Annotated in this window: 13 protein-coding genes; 4 read left to right on the forward strand and 9 right to left on the reverse strand. The window is 52.5% G+C overall.

The genetic code is table 11. The features are described 5' to 3' along the window. Positions 1-43: 43 nt before the first annotated feature. Genes FIT99_RS00690 through FIT99_RS00700 form a run of 3 tightly spaced genes read left to right on the forward strand, consistent with a single transcriptional unit; the run spans position 44 to position 6,822 of the window. Positions 44-3,331 (forward strand): transglutaminase family protein, encoded by a 3,288-nt coding sequence (locus FIT99_RS00690; RefSeq protein WP_140001991.1) that lies wholly within the window; start codon positions 44-46, stop codon positions 3,329-3,331. A 54-nt stretch (positions 3,332-3,385) separates the two neighbouring features. Continuing rightward, positions 3,386-5,935, forward strand: coding sequence for a circularly permuted type 2 ATP-grasp protein (locus FIT99_RS00695; protein ID WP_140001993.1), 2,550 nt, complete (start codon positions 3,386-3,388; stop codon positions 5,933-5,935). After that, complete coding sequence (locus FIT99_RS00700; protein ID WP_140001995.1) at positions 5,935-6,822, forward strand: transglutaminase family protein; 888 nt, start codon at positions 5,935-5,937, stop codon at positions 6,820-6,822. Before FIT99_RS00695 ends, FIT99_RS00700 begins: the two co-directional genes overlap by 1 nt. Positions 6,823-6,974: 152 nt before the next feature. Here FIT99_RS00700 and FIT99_RS00705 read toward each other — a convergent pair whose 3' ends face one another. Further along, complete coding sequence (locus FIT99_RS00705) at positions 6,975-7,868, reverse strand: N-acetylmuramoyl-L-alanine amidase (protein ID WP_140001997.1); 894 nt, start codon at positions 7,866-7,868, stop codon at positions 6,975-6,977. Positions 7,869-8,097: 229 nt separating this feature from the next. Here FIT99_RS00705 and FIT99_RS00710 point away from each other — a divergent pair, with 229 nt between their 5' ends. After that, positions 8,098-8,757 (forward strand): HAD family hydrolase, encoded by a 660-nt coding sequence (locus FIT99_RS00710; protein WP_140001999.1) that lies wholly within the window; start codon positions 8,098-8,100, stop codon positions 8,755-8,757. On the opposite strand, the gene tmpT is transcribed toward FIT99_RS00710, so the two are convergent. The 8 genes from tmpT to rapZ form a co-directional block, all read right to left on the reverse strand. After that, positions 8,754-9,389 carry a thiopurine S-methyltransferase gene (gene tmpT / locus FIT99_RS00715; protein ID WP_140002001.1) on the reverse strand — a complete coding sequence of 212 codons (636 nt, stop codon included), beginning with the start codon at positions 9,387-9,389 and terminating at the stop codon, positions 8,754-8,756. The two genes, FIT99_RS00710 and tmpT, sit on opposite strands and share 4 nt — an antisense overlap. A gap of 63 nt (positions 9,390-9,452) precedes the next feature. Continuing rightward, positions 9,453-10,697: a hypothetical protein gene (locus FIT99_RS00720; RefSeq protein WP_140002003.1), complete on the reverse strand. Its 1,245-nt coding sequence runs from the start codon at positions 10,695-10,697 to the stop codon at positions 9,453-9,455. A 178-nt stretch (positions 10,698-10,875) separates the two neighbouring features. After that, positions 10,876-11,187: a hypothetical protein gene (locus tag FIT99_RS00725; protein WP_140002005.1), complete on the reverse strand. Its 312-nt coding sequence runs from the start codon at positions 11,185-11,187 to the stop codon at positions 10,876-10,878. 63 nt (positions 11,188-11,250) lie between these two features. Next, positions 11,251-13,281, reverse strand: coding sequence for a M3 family metallopeptidase (locus tag FIT99_RS00730; RefSeq protein WP_140002007.1), 2,031 nt, complete (start codon positions 13,279-13,281; stop codon positions 11,251-11,253). Positions 13,282-13,401: 120 nt separating this feature from the next. Further along, positions 13,402-15,153, reverse strand: coding sequence for a phosphoenolpyruvate--protein phosphotransferase (gene ptsP / locus FIT99_RS00735; protein WP_140002009.1), 1,752 nt, complete (start codon positions 15,151-15,153; stop codon positions 13,402-13,404). After that, positions 15,154-15,423 carry an HPr family phosphocarrier protein gene (locus tag FIT99_RS00740; RefSeq protein WP_140002011.1) on the reverse strand — a complete coding sequence of 90 codons (270 nt, stop codon included), beginning with the start codon at positions 15,421-15,423 and terminating at the stop codon, positions 15,154-15,156. It lies immediately after the preceding gene. A 12-nt stretch (positions 15,424-15,435) separates the two neighbouring features. Then, on the reverse strand, positions 15,436-15,843 hold the full coding sequence (locus FIT99_RS00745; protein WP_140002013.1) for a PTS sugar transporter subunit IIA: 408 nt from the start codon (positions 15,841-15,843) through the stop codon (positions 15,436-15,438). 24 nt (positions 15,844-15,867) lie between these two features. Further along, entirely contained in the window at positions 15,868-16,749 is an 882-nt protein-coding gene (rapZ, locus tag FIT99_RS00750) for an RNase adapter RapZ (RefSeq protein WP_140002015.1), read from the reverse strand. Positions 16,750-16,757 lie beyond the last annotated feature (8 nt).

Raw genomic sequence — 16,757 nt, forward strand, 5'->3', positions numbered from 1 at the left:
GCATCTCACTGCTCAGCACCATCATTCTAAATAAGGATTCGCAGTGGCTATTCGCGTTGCATTGCATCATCGCACCAGTTATAAGTTCGACCGTCTGGTCAACCTATCTCCTCACGAAGTCCGCCTGAAACCTGCCGCGCATGCCCGCACGCCGGTCCTGTCGTATTCATTGAGTGTGCATCCCGAAAACCACTTTATCAACTGGCAACAAGACCCATACGGCAACTACATTGCTCGCTTTGTGTTCCCTGAAATGGTGCGCGAGCTCGATTTTACGGTCGATTTAGTGGCAGATATGACGGTCATCAATCCGTTTGATTTCTTTGTTGAGAAATATGCCGAGCATTTTCCGTTTCAATATACCGAACAACAAGCGTTCGAATTAACGGCCTATTTTCAAACTGAGCCCATGACGCCGCTGTTGCAAGCTTGGATGGCGCGTATTCGCGCAGAGTTGATACAGCCTGCGGTCGGCATAGTTGATTTTCTGGTGGCCGTGAATCAACGCTTACAAGGTGATATTGGCTACACCGTGCGCATGGAGCCGGGCATTCAGACACCAGAAGACACCCTGCAAAAACGCACAGGATCGTGCCGTGACTCGGCTTGGTTGTTGGTGCAAATCATGCGTCACTTAGGGTTAGCCGCCCGTTTTGTATCTGGCTATTTGATACAGTTAAAAGCAGACGTAGAAGCGTTGGATGGCCCAAGCGGCACGGCAGTTGATTTTACCGATCTCCACGCTTGGACAGAGGTGTTTATTCCCGGTGCTGGTTGGGTGGGGTTAGATCCTACCTCTGGGCTGATGGCGGGCGAGGGCCATATTCCCTTGGCTTGTACCGCCTTGCCCTCATCCGCAGCCCCGGTGGTTGGCTTTACGGATGTGGCCGAAGTCACTTTTCACCATGAGATGACCGTGACCCGCATTCATGAGGATCCGCGCGTCACCAGACCCTACAGCGAGCCTGATTGGCAGGCCATCGAGCGCTTGGGTGAGCAGGTCGATATACAGTTGCAAAACATGGATGTGCGGCTGACCCATGGCGGCGAGCCAACCTTCGTCTCTATTGATGACATGGATGGTGCACAATGGAACACGTTAGCACTGGGGGACCACAAGCGAAAATTAGCGGGTGAGCTGGCGTTGCGGCTGAAAGCGCACTTTGCACCCAATGGCTTTTTGCATTATGGCCAAGGTAAGTGGTATCCCGGCGAGGCGTTGCCGCGTTGGGCGATTAATATGTACTGGCGACCCGATGGCGAGCCAGTGTGGCATGACCCGAGCCTGTTCTCGGTGGACGGCGAGCCGGATGGTTACAGCGCAAAACAAGCAGAGATGTTTGCAATGCATTTGGCTGACAAGTTGGGCTTCCCGCGTGCCTGCATCATCCCCGCTTATGAGGATGTATGGTCGTTGTCACAACAGGAGCAACAGTTAGCGCACAATATCGATCCGCTAGCGGCCGATTTGAGTGATAGCGCCGAGCGAAAGCGTCTTGCCAATGCCTTGAATCAGGGCTTAGGTGATATCGTGGGCTATGTGATGCCACTCAAGCCGGTAGAAAATTCTGTCAGCGGAGAATGGCTGACCAGTAAATGGCCGTTGCGCCGCGAGCACTTATATCTGTTGGCTGGGGACTCGCCGATGGGTTTGCGTTTGCCTTTGTCCTCATTACCCTGGCAATTGCCTGCAGACATCGAGCCGACCTTTGCGGTGGATGCATTTGCCGAGCAAGCCGCGCTTGGCACCGCCAAACGACCCAGTGTGCAGCTGAAGCATACCAACCAGCCTAGCGCGCGCGAGGTCATCCATACCGCGCTGTGCGTGCAAGTGCGACAGGGCCGCCTGCATATTTTCATGCCACCGGTCACACGCCTAGAAGATTATCTTGATTTGCTAGGGGTTATTGAGCAAACGGCTAGCACGCTTGGGCTGAAATTGTGGCTTGAAGGCTACACCCCTCCGCGAGATAGCCGATTAAGATTGCTCAGTGTGACGCCTGATCCCGGTGTGATCGAGGTCAATGTCCATCCAGCCAAGTGCTGGAAAGAACTGGTGGCGAACACCTCTACGCTTTACGAAGCCGCGCGCCTGTGTCGGCTTGGCACCGAGAAGTTCATGCTGGATGGCCGCCACACGGGGACTGGCGGGGGTAATCATGTCACGCTAGGTGGTGAGACCGCCGCTGACAGCCCGATCTTGCGTCGGCCAGATGTGTTGCGCAGCCTGATTACTTATTGGCAAAATCATCCCGCCTTATCTTATCTTTTTTCTGGCACCTTTATCGGCCCAACCAGCCAAGCACCGCGCGTCGATGAGGCGCGCGACGATAACTTGTACGAGTTGGGCATCGCTTTTCAGCAGATGGAAAAAATGCTGACGCCGGGGGAGGAGAGTCAGCAGCCTTGGCTAGTCGACAGGTTACTGCGCCATTTGCTGGTGGATTTAACCGGCAACACCCATCGTGCCGAGTTTTCTATCGACAAACTGTATTCGCCAGATGGCCCGACTGGACGCTTGGGGCTGGTGGAATTCAGGGCATTTGAAATGCCGCCGCACGCCCGGATGAGCTTGTTGCAAGGATTGCTGTTGCGGGCGCTGGTGGCTCGGTTCTGGAAAACTCCTTACACAGGAAAACTGGTGCCTTGGGGCACCGAATTGCATGATCGCTGGATGCTGCCACACTTTGTTGCACAAGATATGGCCGATGTGGTGGCCGATTTACGCGGAGCGGGTTTTGCGTTTGAACAGCGCTGGTTTGAGCCCTTTGTCGAGTTTCGATTCCCGCGCTATGGTACGGTGGCCTATGATGGCATTGAACTCGAACTACGGCAGGCCATTGAGCCTTGGAACGTGCTGGGGGAAGAAGTTTCTGGCGGAAGCACAGCGCGTTACGTGGATTCGTCTGTAGAGCGCATGCAGCTTCGGGTGCGGGGGTTGACCAATCATCGCCATGTGATCACCTGCAATGGTCGTCCGTTACCGTTACAACCCACCGGGAACGCTGGTGAGTATGTCGCCGGCATCCGCTTTCGCGCTTGGAATCCATGGTCAGCATTACATCCAACGATTCCGGTGCAGGCACCCCTGATATTTGATTTGGTGGATACATGGAGCCAAAAATCCTTGGGGGGCTGCACCTACCATGTGTCGCATCCGGGCGGGCGCAATTACAGCACTTTCCCAGTCAATGCGAATGAGGCGGAGGCTCGTCGGTTTGCACGTTTTTGGGGGCATGGACACACGCCAGGCAAGCTTGAAGTGGTGAAAGAACCACAGAATCCAAGTTTTCCGTTTACGCTAGACCTGCGCTGGCAGGCCAATATGTGAACATCCTGTTACACTCACGGTCTTGTGAATCCATGAATTTTGATCGCACCCAGCATGCAATCAGTGCTTAATCAGCTTTATTTTTCTGACCGCTACAACGAAATGTTGGATAGCAATGGGTCGGCGCGCCCGCACTGGCAGGCGCTATTGACCCAGATTGAGTCAGAAGAGCCTGCGGTCATGCGCAAACGTATCGAGGCGGTTCAGCGGCAGGTGCGCGATAATGGCGTGACTTACAATGTGTATGCCGATACACACGGCGTACAGCGCCCGTGGGATCTAGATGTGTTGCCGCTGATTATTCCGCAAAACGAATGGCAGCATATTGCCGCTTCTGTGGCACAGCGTGCGACCTTGCTCAATAAAGTGTTACTAGACGTTTATGGTGAGCAACGATTACTCGCCAGTGGTCAATTGCCGCCTGCGCTCATTTACGGGCACAACGGTTTCCTGCCTTCCTGCGTCGGCATCCCGCACTACGATAATGTTGCGCTGCATCATTACGCAGTGGACCTCGCCCGCGCGCCAAATGGTCAATGGTGGGTGGTCTCCGACCGTACACAAGGCCCCACTGGTGCTGGCTATGCGCTCGAAAATCGCACTATTATCTCGAGTGCGTTTCCTGAACTGTTTCGTGATCTTAATATCGAGCGGCTGAGTGGATTTTTTGCCAGCATGCGTGACAGTCTGGCACATTGGGGTCATCGGGTCGCCGACAATCAGGCGCAAACGGTCCCTGGCATCACCGCATTGGGACAGGGTGAGCCGCCATTGGTGGTCATTTTGACGCCAGGACCCTATAACGAAACCTATCATGAGCAATCGTTCTTGGCGGGTTATCTGGGATACCCTTTGGTACAAGGAAACGACCTGACCGTGCGTAACGGCATCGTCTGGCTGAAAACCATTGCTGGCCTGCGGCCCGTGCATGCGATTTTGCGCCGCATTGATGATGATTATTGTGATCCCTTAGAGCTCAATTCCGGGTCGTTGCTGGGGGTGGCGGGTCTCACCCAAGTTGCGCGTTTAGGCAATGTGTTGATCGCCAATGCTTTAGGCGCCAATTTGCTGCAATCTGGCGCGTTGCTGGGTTTTTTGCCCAGTTTGTGTCGGTCATTGTTGGGCGAATCTTTACGCATGCCGTCCGTCGCGACCTGGTGGTGTGGTGAGCCCGCGGCGCTTGAATATGTGGTGCAACACCTTGATACGCTGGTGATCAAGCCGGCTTACCCGCAGGTGCGCTCTTCGCCTATCTTTGGCGAAGACTTAAATCCCAGTCAAAAAGAGGCTTTAATCGCAAAGTTGCGTGCACAACCTGACCATTACATTGCGCAAGAGCAAGTGGATATCTCGCACGCGCCGGTGTTGACGCATCCGCAACATCAGCCACAAATCGGCGCATTAGCCGTCAGTTTGCGTGTGTATGCGTTTGCGACCCCCAAAGGGTATGCGATTTTGCCGGGCGGCTTGTCTCGCGTGGCCAGTGGCAAGGATGACCGCGTGGTGACCATGCAACGCGGCGGCACCAGCAAAGATACTTGGGTGTTGTCGCATGACCGCCAGCCGCCATTCAGCTTGCTGCGCAAAACCAATTCTAGTCTCGACTTGGTGCGCGAGAACGCCTATCTGTCGAGCCGCATGGCAGAAAACCTATTCTGGTATGGTCGCTACTCCGTGCGTAACCTGCAAAAAGCCCTGATGTTGCGGGCCACCATACGGTCATTACTCGAATATACGCCTGAAATGCGCGAAGGCGAGTGGGCGACCATGCAGGGCTTGTGTCTGTGGTTTGATCTGTTGCCTGCGCCCGAAGATGAAGAAGCGCTCAGCAACTGGCAACCTTGGACAGACAGTGACATCGAACCTTTGTTGATTCAAGCGGTGTTCTCTCAACAATCGAGCAGTCTGGCCACCAGCGTGCAGCAGTTATTTCAGCAAGCGTTTAACTTGCGTGAGCGCATCTCAAACGATCACTGGCGGACAGTCAATGTGTTGTCACGATTGTTTATAACCCGGCACCAACATGCCACATTGCAAGATGCGATGTCGCACATTGAACAGGCCATCAATCACTTTGTGACGCTGACTGGCTTTGCGATGGACTGGATGACGCGTGACCTCGGTTGGCGCTTCATGTCTCTCGGACGGCGTATTGAACGCTTGCAGTTCATGTGTGTGTTGATGAGTCGCGCGCTCAATATGCCGATGCATAGCAATCTAGAATGGTTGTTACAAGTAACCAATAACCTGGTGACTTATCGTGCGCGCTATGCGGCGCAACCGGAATGGTTGCCCGTGCTAGACCTCTTATTAATGGATGGCAATAACCCGAATTCTGTGGTGTTTCAAATCAAGGGGCTGGTAAAGTACCTCGAAGAAATGGATGCGCAGGATAACGCGGGTGGCATCGCTGCCGAGCTGAAGGATTGCTGGCAAGCGCTGATTCAGCTGGATCCTGACCAATGCTTTAGTGCAGGCAATCAGACCTTAGCCGCTTGGCTGAACCACACCTATGAAGTGACGCTCCACTTGTCTGACCGATTAAATGTGCGTTTTTTCAGCTACGCTAATCCGCTGGTGACCCAAGATTCTCAGGTGAGCTGATGCGTTACCAAGTCGAACATCAAACCGTGTATCGCTACGATGTGCCTGTGCTGCAATCGCAGCAATTATTGCATATGATGCCACGGCAAACGGATTTTCAACATTGTGAGTCGTATACGCTGGTTTGTGTGCCGACCCCCGCCGAGCAGTCGCGGCGGCTCGATTTTTTCGGTAATCATAATGATTATGTGACGCTGCTGGTGCCACATCAGTCGCTACAGGTGACTTCGCGCTTTCAGGTCAGCGTGTTGCCGCGGCCGCGGCTCTCCGCGCTGTCACAAAGCCCAGCCTGGGAATCCGTGCAAGCGGCGTTGCAGTTACAGGGCACGCAACATCTGGCAGCCGCCCCTTACATTGCGGCAACCACAAAAGTGACTTGCAGCGAGGCGCTGGCCAGTTTTGCCCGGCTTTGTTTTACCCCGCAACGGCCACTGATAGAAGCCGCCATGGCGTTGACGCAACATATTTACCGTGAGTTCGAATTTGATCCGCAGGCCACAGACATTTCAACGCCGCTAGAAGAAGTGCTCAAAGGCCGCCGTGGGGTGTGTCAGGATTTTGCGCATCTAATGATCGGCGCCATGCGTTCGGTCGGGCTCGCTTGCCGCTATGTCAGCGGCTATATTCTTACCCATCCGCCCGCTGGACAACCAAGATTGGTAGGCGCAGATGCCTCGCATGCTTGGGTGTCTGTGTATTGTCCGGTGCATGGTTGGATCGATTTTGATCCGACCAATAACTGTCTGGTGCAACAAGACCATATTACGGTAGCTTGGGGCCGAGATTTTAGTGATGTCTCGCCCATGCGCGGTGTGGTATTGGGCGGCGGCCAGCAACATCTAAGCGTGAAAGTGACCGTGACCCCGTTAGAATACGCGACGCTGTAACCGCCAGTTGGTCGCGAGCGTTGTCAACTTGGGTGGATGTTGATCAAAGCATTGGGTGGCTTCTGGTTTATTCTGACCTTCTCTGAGCAACAGAGGGTCATCCAGTCCACAATTGGGCCCCGCATTGGCGGGGCTTTTTTTGTCTAGCGGCCTCAGCCATAGCGCTGGTGAAAAGTGTCCTTGAGTAGTTGTCTGAACTCGGTCATGGTCATCGACAGTGCGCCACCGGGATCGTTTTTACGCCAACGGCCAATGCCTTTGGGACCCGCGGCTTCGTCATGGCCCAAGACATAATCAAAGTTAAACACGGATGGATGATTGGCTTTGGCCCAGAGTAAAAATTCGATGAGTGCGGTTTCTTGCGCTTGGGTATAAGGTAAGTATGCGCCCGCCAGTATGTTGTCCCGATTCTCCGCAATTATCCGCACTTTTTTTGCATCAATAGGTTGCTTAAAGTCGGTATCCCAGTAGGTGTAATACTTGCCCTGATGCAGCACGAGGCGGCCGGGGTTGGTGATCTCTATGCCCACCAGAAAATTTGACACGCCATTGCGTCTGACACCCTCTATCGACCACGCACTCTCGCCTGCATGGTAGCCCCATTGATTGAGCGGATTCGCTTGCACCAGCTTGCCATCGGTGCCGATACAACAAAAAAAGTAGGGGCTGCTGGCGATGGCTGCGGTCGCATCCTCGAGCCCTTTTTGATACTGACCCGCCGTAAAGTGTACGATGGCGCCTTGTGGATAGCCTTTGGGATACGCACCCTTTGCCGGGCGGCGCAGATCAGTGCGAACGACGGCTTCTGGATACCACAGCTTTCGTTCGTCGAGCGGATAGCGCTTTTTTTCAGTGACCTGCGCTTCCGGCTGTAAGTTGGGGCGCACAGGCTCCGGAGGACTGAACTCTTCGGGCACCGCTTCTTCGAGCAGTTGCGAGAGGATCTCTATTTGGCTGAGCGCCAAGGCATCCACTTTGGGATCGGCAGACAGCCGGGCAATTTGCATGGCTGACCATCGCAGGGTATACAGTGTTGCTTTGTCCATTTGCGGCTCCTTCAAGATTCAGGGCTGCCACCTGCAATATCCTCCAGTGGCTGGCGGGTTAAGGCATGGCACAAGGTCATGTGTTTTTATGGTAGCTGTGCTGGGTTGCCGCGTGTGGATTTTTAATCGATTTGCTGACCACCAAGCGCATTTTTGTCAAAAAAGTATGTTTTTAGTCATCCCCTACTCGCGGTAAAATACTGTTTTACAGGCATAAAGAGCGCAGTCAGTGATTAAAGCAGCTATTTTTGACATGGACGGTCTATTGATCGATTCCGAACGCATCATTATGCAAGGCTGCATCGAGGCCGCGGCGACGATCGGCATCACCTACACCCAAGCTGAATACGTTGAATTGGTGGGAAGGGTATGGTCGGACTCGACACGCCTGATGACCCAGCAGTTGGGTAGTGAGGCCAATTTTCAGCATGTGATGCAGGGCCTGAATGCGTTTTTGGCTGCGCGCGACCATGCGTTTCCACTCAAAGCCGGTGTAGAGCCCTTGTTGGCCTACTACCAAGCGCAAGGCATTGTCTGCAGTGTGGCATCCTCTTCGCCCATTCCGCACATCACCCACCGTTTAACGCATACCGGTGTCTTGCCTTATTTTAGCCAAGTCACCAGCGGCCAAGAGGTGCAGCGCGGCAAACCGAGTCCGGATATCTATTTACTTGCGCTTGAGAAATTAGGTTTGGCTGCTGAAGAGTGTATTGCCTTTGAAGATAGCGAGCTGGGGGCGCAAGCCGCGATTGCGGCTGGCTTGCGCGTGGTAGTCGTGCCTGACCTCAGGCAACCTAGCGCGCAGGTGCGTGCACAAGCGCATCAAGTGGTGGATAGCCTGCATGACTGGTTGATGCATCATGATGCGTTGAGCGGTTGCCTGCTTTAGGGCGAAAGCAACCACACCGTTTCTTCCGCAGGATATTGCCCCTTTAAGCCTTTCTCAAGCGATTGCGTCGCCAACTGCTTGAGTTGGTAATCTGCGGCGTAGTGCGCTTGCACCTCCGTCGTATTGACACTGAACGGTGGGCCTGCCAGTAATGACTGGTCGTAGGCAAAACTGATGAGCAGCTGTGGCGCGCGATGGGTGATATCCATCAAGTGTCGGCTGTACGATTGACGCATCTGCGCGGGCAACGCAATCAGCGCTGCGCGGTCGTAGATCGCATCTACCTTCCCGAGCAGCGTGTCGGTTAGCGCGAAAAAATCGCCCTGAAAAACCTCGATTTGCGCGGCATGGAAATGCTTCAATGGGCCGCGTTGCGTGACCGCCGGTAACAGATCGAGCGACGCAAACAGCGCCTCCACGGCTAACTCACTGAGTTCCACCGCCACGACATGCTGCCCTTGTGCCAATAGCCAGTGAATATCGAGTGTTTTGCCACACAATGGCACAAATACCCGCTGGCCGGGCGTTAACTGCAGCGTTTGAAAATAGCGCGCTAACCAAGGATTCACCGTACCCAAGTGAAAGCCAATTTGTTGGTTTTGCCAGCGTTGGTGCCAGAATGCGTGGTCCATAAGAATGTGCAATGCGTTGATCAATGCCTATTATAAGGCAGCACTGCGAGGCAGGTGCGAATACTAGGCAATGCCCTGACTCAGCTTGGCTTGCTGCTCCAGCACCCCTTCTTCCACCCCTGCGGCTTCGGTCAGTTTTGCCACATTGTCGCGGGTGAAAAAGCCATCAAAACCATCATAACGCTGCACATATTCAATAATTAGGGAGGAGTGTTCGGAGGCATTTGAAAATATTTGTTTCAGTCCTTCTTCTTTCGAACCGATCACATCCAGCAAGAACCCTTTGCCTTGACTGGCAATCGCATCCACGACAAAGTCGATATTTTCCTTGCCATCGCGGGTGCCGTCTTTGACCGAGAGCGCAATATGATGCAAACGCGGGCCATAGTTACGCACAAACGTTTCAGTGGGCGACGGTAGCTTTTCAAGGTGATTGACAAAGTAAGGCGTGTTATTGGCGGTAAACACTTTGGCGGGGCTTTTGGTTTCGGCAAAGCCATGCACGCTTTTGGTGACATTGGTAGAGGAGTTTTGGTCCCAGATGTTATACGCGCCCCAAAAAAAGTAGCTGGACCAAGACAAGTATTCCAGAATCGCAACTTCACGGTTCTGGCTATAGACGCGCGTTGCCAGATGATCTACCGGCAAGATCAGGTCATCGATACGCAACTTGGCCTGTTGGTCTTTGGCTTGGTCATATGCTGCCTGCACATCCGGCCGGATGGTGCTGATGCCAAGCGCGTAGACGCGTAACTCGCCCGGATCGCGTTTCATATAGCCCACAATATTGTGGGTGTAGGGCGAAGGCTTGCTGATCGCCACATTACCGGGTAACTCCAGTTTGCGCACCTCATCTTGCGTAAAAAAGCGAAACTCGCGCGCTTCCTGTAATTTGACCACCTCATGCATATTATTGACGCGGATAATTTCGCCCATATAGCGACTATTAGGCTTGCGTGCGCCTACCGGATAAATCTCGTTCAGGGCACGGAAAATGCCGCGTAAATTGGGGTCTTTGACCTCACGCACTAACAAGTCAGGGGAATTTAAATCAATGCGCAGCACGTGTGTCCAATGTTTCTCTGTCTCCAAGGTCACCAGGTAATGGTAGGAGGTCATCAGAGACAATTCTGCAATGTATTGAATCGAATGATCTGGGTCCACGGTAATCATCAGGGCGTCGATCTCCTGAATCATGTCGGTCAGCCCGAGTTGGTCGCGCTCTTCAAGCAGCTTTTGCAGATACTCTTCAAAGAATGCAGAGTTTTGTTTATCGCCGTGACGGGCAAAGTCGAGAGAGTTGATCATGGCGCATTCAGATTCAAGATAAAATTCTTTACAAGCAAAGGCCGTACCTGATGGTCAGCGCAGGAAGAAAGTGACATGCTATCAGTGGCTTGGCGACTTAGCATGGCGCTGGCGGGGGCCATTAAACGCAACAGGGCAGCTTTCGCTGCCCTGTTTTAGTGCTTAACCATGGCGAGCGTTAGCGGCCTTTGCCACTCAAAGAGCCACGTTTGAGGATGGGATCATCAAATGAAACGCAGCGGCCCATGCCCAAAAAGCTCGGACGCATGCCGAGCGGACAGCCATTGCTGCGCTCAAATTCTTCAACCTTGACCTTGGCGACGGCTGCTTTTTTGGTATCTTTAAACTCCCAATAGCCGTTGGCATGCAACACCACCTCATCGCCGTCCGCTGTTTTTGCGTGAATGTCTTCATCCGCGGATGCAGCGGCGAAGCTGTATGCGGAGACTAAGCAGAGACTAAGTAATAGCCAACGTAGCGTGTTTAACATAAGCGGATCCTTGAAAAAATAAAGACATCAGCCAGCGCTGGTTTGATCTGGCTTGATGCGCGATTAATGTGCCATACCATTGTGTCTAAGCAAAGCATCCATGCTTGGCTCGCGGCCTCTAAACGCGACAAATGACTCCATCGCTGGCCGCGCGCCACCTTGCGCCAACACTTCGTTTTTAAAGCGGCTACCCGCCACTTCAGACAACACGCCTAGCTCTTCAAACAAACTGTAGGCGTCTGCGGAGAGCACCTCGGCCCATTTGTAGCTGTAATAGCCAGCCGCGTAGCCGCCGGCAAAAATATGGCTAAAGCTGTTTGGGAAACGGTTCCATGCCGGTGGACGTAAGACGGCCACTTCGTCACGCACCTGTTCCAGCACATCTAGCGCAGTTTGTTTGCCGGCGGGGTCAAAGGTGCTGTGCAGGCGCATATCAAACAAGGAAAACTCAATTTGACGCACGGTTTGCATGCCGGCTTGGAAGTTTTTGGCCGCCACCATTTTGTCGAACAGGCTGCGCGGTAATTGCGCGCCAGTGTCGACATGCGATGTCATGTGGCGCAACACCTCCCATTCCCAGCAGAAGTTCTCCATAAACTGGCTGGGCAACTCCACCGCATCCCACTCAACGCCTTTAATGCCAGAGACACTGTATTCGTCTACTTGTGTCAGCATGTGGTGCAGACCGTGACCAAACTCATGAAACAGCGTAATCACTTCATCGTGCGTAAATAATGCGGGTTTATCACCGACCGGGGCTGAGAAGTTACAGGTCAGGTAGGCCACAGGCAGCACAATGCCTTGGGCAGTTTTGCGGCGCGTGATGCATTCATCCATCCATGCCCCGCCGCGTTTGCCTTGCCGGGCATATAAATCGAGGTAAAAGTAAGCGATCGGTTGGCGTTGCTGGTCACTGATCTCATAAAAGCTGGCATCTTTATGCCAGAGAGGCGCATCGGTTTTTCTGACTTGCACGCCAAAAATGGTTTCGACCACTTTAAACAGACCTGCCAGCACCTTGTCTTCCGGAAAGTATTGCTTCACTTCTTGGTCTGAGAAAGCGTATTTTTCTTCGCGCAGTTTTTCGCTGACATAGGCAACATCCCACGCTTGCATATCGTTAAAGCCTAATTTTTCAGCATAAGCTTTCAGTTCAGCCATGTCTTTTTCAGCATAGGGTTTGGCGCGTTTGGCTAACGTATCCAAAAAGTCGATCACTTGGGCGGGGCTGTCGGCCATTTTAGTGGCCAGTGACAGCTCCGCATAATTTAGAAAGCCCAGCAGCTGTGCTTCTTCCTGTTTCAGTTTCATCAGCTCAGCTATCAGCGGCGTATTGTCCCAGGTTGGTTTGCTAAATTCTGAGGCGCGCGTGGCATAGGCACGATACAACGTTTCACGCAGTGCGCGATTGTCGCAATATTGCATCACTGGCATATAGGACGGAAACTGCAAGCTGAACAGGTAGCCCGTTTTACCTTCGGCTTTTGCCGCTTCAGCAGCCGCTTGCAAGGCATCTTCAGGCAGCCCAGTTAACTCGGCTGCGTTGGCGACCAAGTGTTTAAAGTCATTGGTATTGTCGAGAATATTTTCTTCAAACTTGCTGCCTAATTTCGATAATTTTTCGGCAATTTCTTTAAAACGCGCCTTGTCTGCCGCAGGCAGTTCAGCACCGCCAAGTTTAAAGCCGCGCACTTCATTGTCTATGATTTTTTGTTGGGCACGGCTGAGTTGCGCAAAGCCAGCACTGGCTTGAATCACTTTGTATTTATTGTACAGACGCTCATCTTGAGATAAATCGCTGTAAAAATCAGTCAGCTTGGCCAGGTTGTCGTTGTAAGCCTCGCGCAGTTCAGGCGTGTTGACGACGGCATTCATATGCCCAACCGGCCCCCAGCTGCGAGACAAACGGTCTGAAAAGTCTTCTAAAGGCTGTACAAAATGCTGCCAGTCAGGGGTGTCTGTTGACGTGGCCAACTGCTCAACCAAGGCGCGACCCTCCGCTAGCAAGCTGTCAATCGCTGGTGAAACGTGCGCTGGGCGCACATCGTTAAATTTTGGTAGACCACTAAAATTGAGTAAGGGATTGGTGCTCACAACAGTATCCTTTGTTTTATGCGATATGACGATAGAGGCCTATTATTGGCCAAATGTTCGCATCTCGCTCATTGTATATTTTGATGATGGTGATGAGTTTTGCTAAATGCAAGGCTTGGATTAGAGCATTTCACCATTATATTTTTTAATCAGCGGCTCTATTTTGTCTAAGTCACTCAAGGACAAGATCTTTTTGGCTTGCTTGGACAAGACGTTTTCTTCACTTTGTAGAATTTGAGATTTCACACTCAAAATGTGCGACGGATGCATAGACAATTGGCGCATGCCCATGCCGACCAGCAAGCGGGTCAGTTTGATATCGCCCGCCATTTCACCACAGACAGACACCGGTTTTTGATATTTTTCGGCGGCTTGAATCGTGAGCTGAATCAGGCGCAACACCGCAGGGTGCAACGGGTTATATAGGTGGGCCACTGCGTCATCGGCGCGGTCTATGGCCAAGGTGTATTGAATGAGATCGTTGGTGCCAATCGACAAAAAGTCTAGGCCTTGCGCAAACGCGTCTGCATTGATGGCGGCGGCCGGAATCTCAATCATGCCGCCTAATTGGATGTGTTCATCAAATGGCAACTGTTGTTGACGCAAGGATTCTTTGGCACGTTCAAGCAACAGTTTGGTTTGTCGCAGCTCAGCCAAGGTCGACAACATCGGGATCAAGATTTTGACCTGACCATAGTGCGAGGCACGCAATAATGCACGAAATTGTGTATGAAAAATGTGTGGCTCTGCCAAGCAATAGCGCACCGCCCGCAAGCCCAGTGCCGGATTGGTCGCGGTAACGACTTCATCGGAATTCAATTGTTTGTCGGCGCCGATATCCAAGGTGCGTATCGTCACCGGATAGCCTTTCATCGCCTCGGCAACATGTTTGTAGGCCTCAAATTGCTCCTGCTCGTCGGGCATTTCTGTGCGGTTCATGAACAGAAACTCGGTACGGTATAAGCCCACCCCGACTGCACCAGAGGCCTTGGCGCTGATCACATCTTCAGGCACTTCAATATTCGCCAGCAAATCAATGGCGACGCCATCCACCGTCATCGCTTTGGTGGTTTTGATTCGCTGTAATTTTTGTTTGGCCAGTTGCCATTGGTTTTGTTTGAGTTGATACTCAGCCAGCACTTCTGGATCGGGGTTGACGATGACGACGCCGGCGGCCCCGTCGACGATCATCAGTTCGCCGTCATTGATTAAATCGCGGGCACGTTGCAGGGCCACAATCGACGGAATATTGAGACTACGCGCCAGAATCGCCGTGTGCGAGGTGACGCCACCGACATCGGTAATAAAAGCGGCAAACTGGTGATGTTTGAACTGGATCGCGTCTGCGGGCGACACGTCGTGCGCGACCAGAATCATGGCTCGCTCTTGTTTGGCTTGCTGTTTTTTTTCACTGGCGGCCAATTGGTCGCGGCCGAGCAGCACTTTCATCACGCGCTCCACCACTTGCACGACATCTTGTTTACGTTCACGCAAATAGCTGTCTTCAATCGCATCAAACTGCGCCACCAGGTCGTCCATTTGTTGCTTGAGCGCCCACTCTGCATTACATAGCTCTTGGCGAATAATGGCTTTGGGCGCTTCGGACAAGGACTTATCACTTAACATCGCAAGGTGCGTGTTAATAAAAGCACTCAGTTCGGCGGGTGCGTTTTTTGGCAGTTGCGATTTTAGCTGCGCCAAGTCATGCTTGACCAAGTCTATTGCGCGCTCAAAGCGTGCAATTTCAACGGCTACGCCATCCGCTTCAATCTTAAAATGAACCACTTCGAGCAGGGCATGGGAAATCAGATGGGCATGGCCGATGGCAATGCCACTGGAAACCCCCACACCGTGCATGCTGAAACTGGTCAATTATTCACCCTCGCCAAAGTAGTCGTTCACCAGTGTTTGCAAGGCAACCAGTGCTTGCGCTTCATCGCTCCCCGTGGCTTCGATGTCGATGATGCTGCCCTTGGCTGCCGCTAACATCATCACGCCCATAATGCTTTTGGCGTTGACGCGGCGGCCGTTTTTTTCGACCCAGACTTCACTTTTGAATTGGCTGGCCGTTTGGGTGAACTTGGTGGAGGCGCGCGCATGCAGGCCGAGTTTGTTGATGATTTCGAGAGAGAGTTTGGCCATAAAAGTTGACTATTATTGTGCGTGATGACAAGTGGTTTTGGTAAAGTGAACGACGCCATCACGGCCGCCGCTCAATGCTTTTTGGATACACGAATGCAGACCTTCGTGACGATAATTCAATACCCTTACCAACATGGGCAGGTTGACCCCCGCAACGCCCTCGATTTCATCAGGGGTTAATAAGCGGGTGACAATATTGCATGGCGTCGCGCCGTAAATGTCAGACAATACCAATACGCCTTGGCCACTATCGAGTTGCTTGACCAGCGCTTCCGCCTTGGGTAAAACAAGGCTTGGGTCGTCATGTTTAGAAATTTCAAGAAAGTCTAGTTGGGCCGGGCGGTTGCCCATGACATGGGTCGCGCAGTCAATCAGACTGGGGCCCAAGCTGCCATGCGCAATAATCAATACACCAATCATAAGTTTGCTCTCAGAGTCCGTCAATTAAGGGGTTGCGGTGACAAGCGCATCTTGTAATTCACGATGCCGGATCATCACTTGATGCTGTTGCTTGAAATATGCCCCCAGTTGTTCCACCAAGTAAACGGACCGGTGTTGTCCGCCAGTACAACCGATGCCAATGGTGACATAGCTGCGATGGTCGTGATAAAAGCTTGGTAGCCATTTTTCGATATAGTGCTGAATGTCACGTTGCATTTCAAGCACTTGCGGTTCATTTTGTAAAAACTGCTGGATAGGTGCTTGTGTGCCATTAAACGGGCGCAGCACCGGATCATAGTGTGGATTTGGCAGGCTGCGCACATCAAACACAAAATCGGCATCGAGTGGAATGCCGTGTTTGAAGCCAAATGAAATAAACGACACCACTAACGAGTGGGTGCTGGCTTGCTGGTAACTTTGTTCAATCTGCAGCATCCATTCACGGGTGTGATTGCGTAAGGCGTTAGACGATAAATTGCTGGTGTCTACGTGGTGCCCCAGATTATCCAGGCCTGACAATAACACGCGCTCATGATTAATGCTGTCAGCCAATGCGCGTTCAGGCGTACTTAACGGGTGTTTGCGGCGGGTCTCGGAGAAGCGTTTGACCAGCGTCTCTAGACTGGCATCCAAAAACAGCAAATGTACCGCGATGCCTTGCGTTTTTAATGTTTGTAAAATGTCCGCCAAGGACTCAATGGCAATACTGCGACTATCAATGCTCACCGCCACTTTTGCGGCATCGCGATCGGCCACATGGTTTTGAATATGTGGCAACAAGGTGGCTGGCAGGTTATCAATACAGTAATAGCCGCTGTCCTCAAACACGCGCAAGGCAATGGTTTTCCCTGAGCCGGACAACCCCGTGACAATCACCAATTGCATGCGTCGCA

The organism is Methylophilus medardicus, from assembly GCF_006363955.1.
Lineage (GTDB): Bacteria > Pseudomonadota > Gammaproteobacteria > Burkholderiales > Methylophilaceae > Methylophilus > Methylophilus medardensis.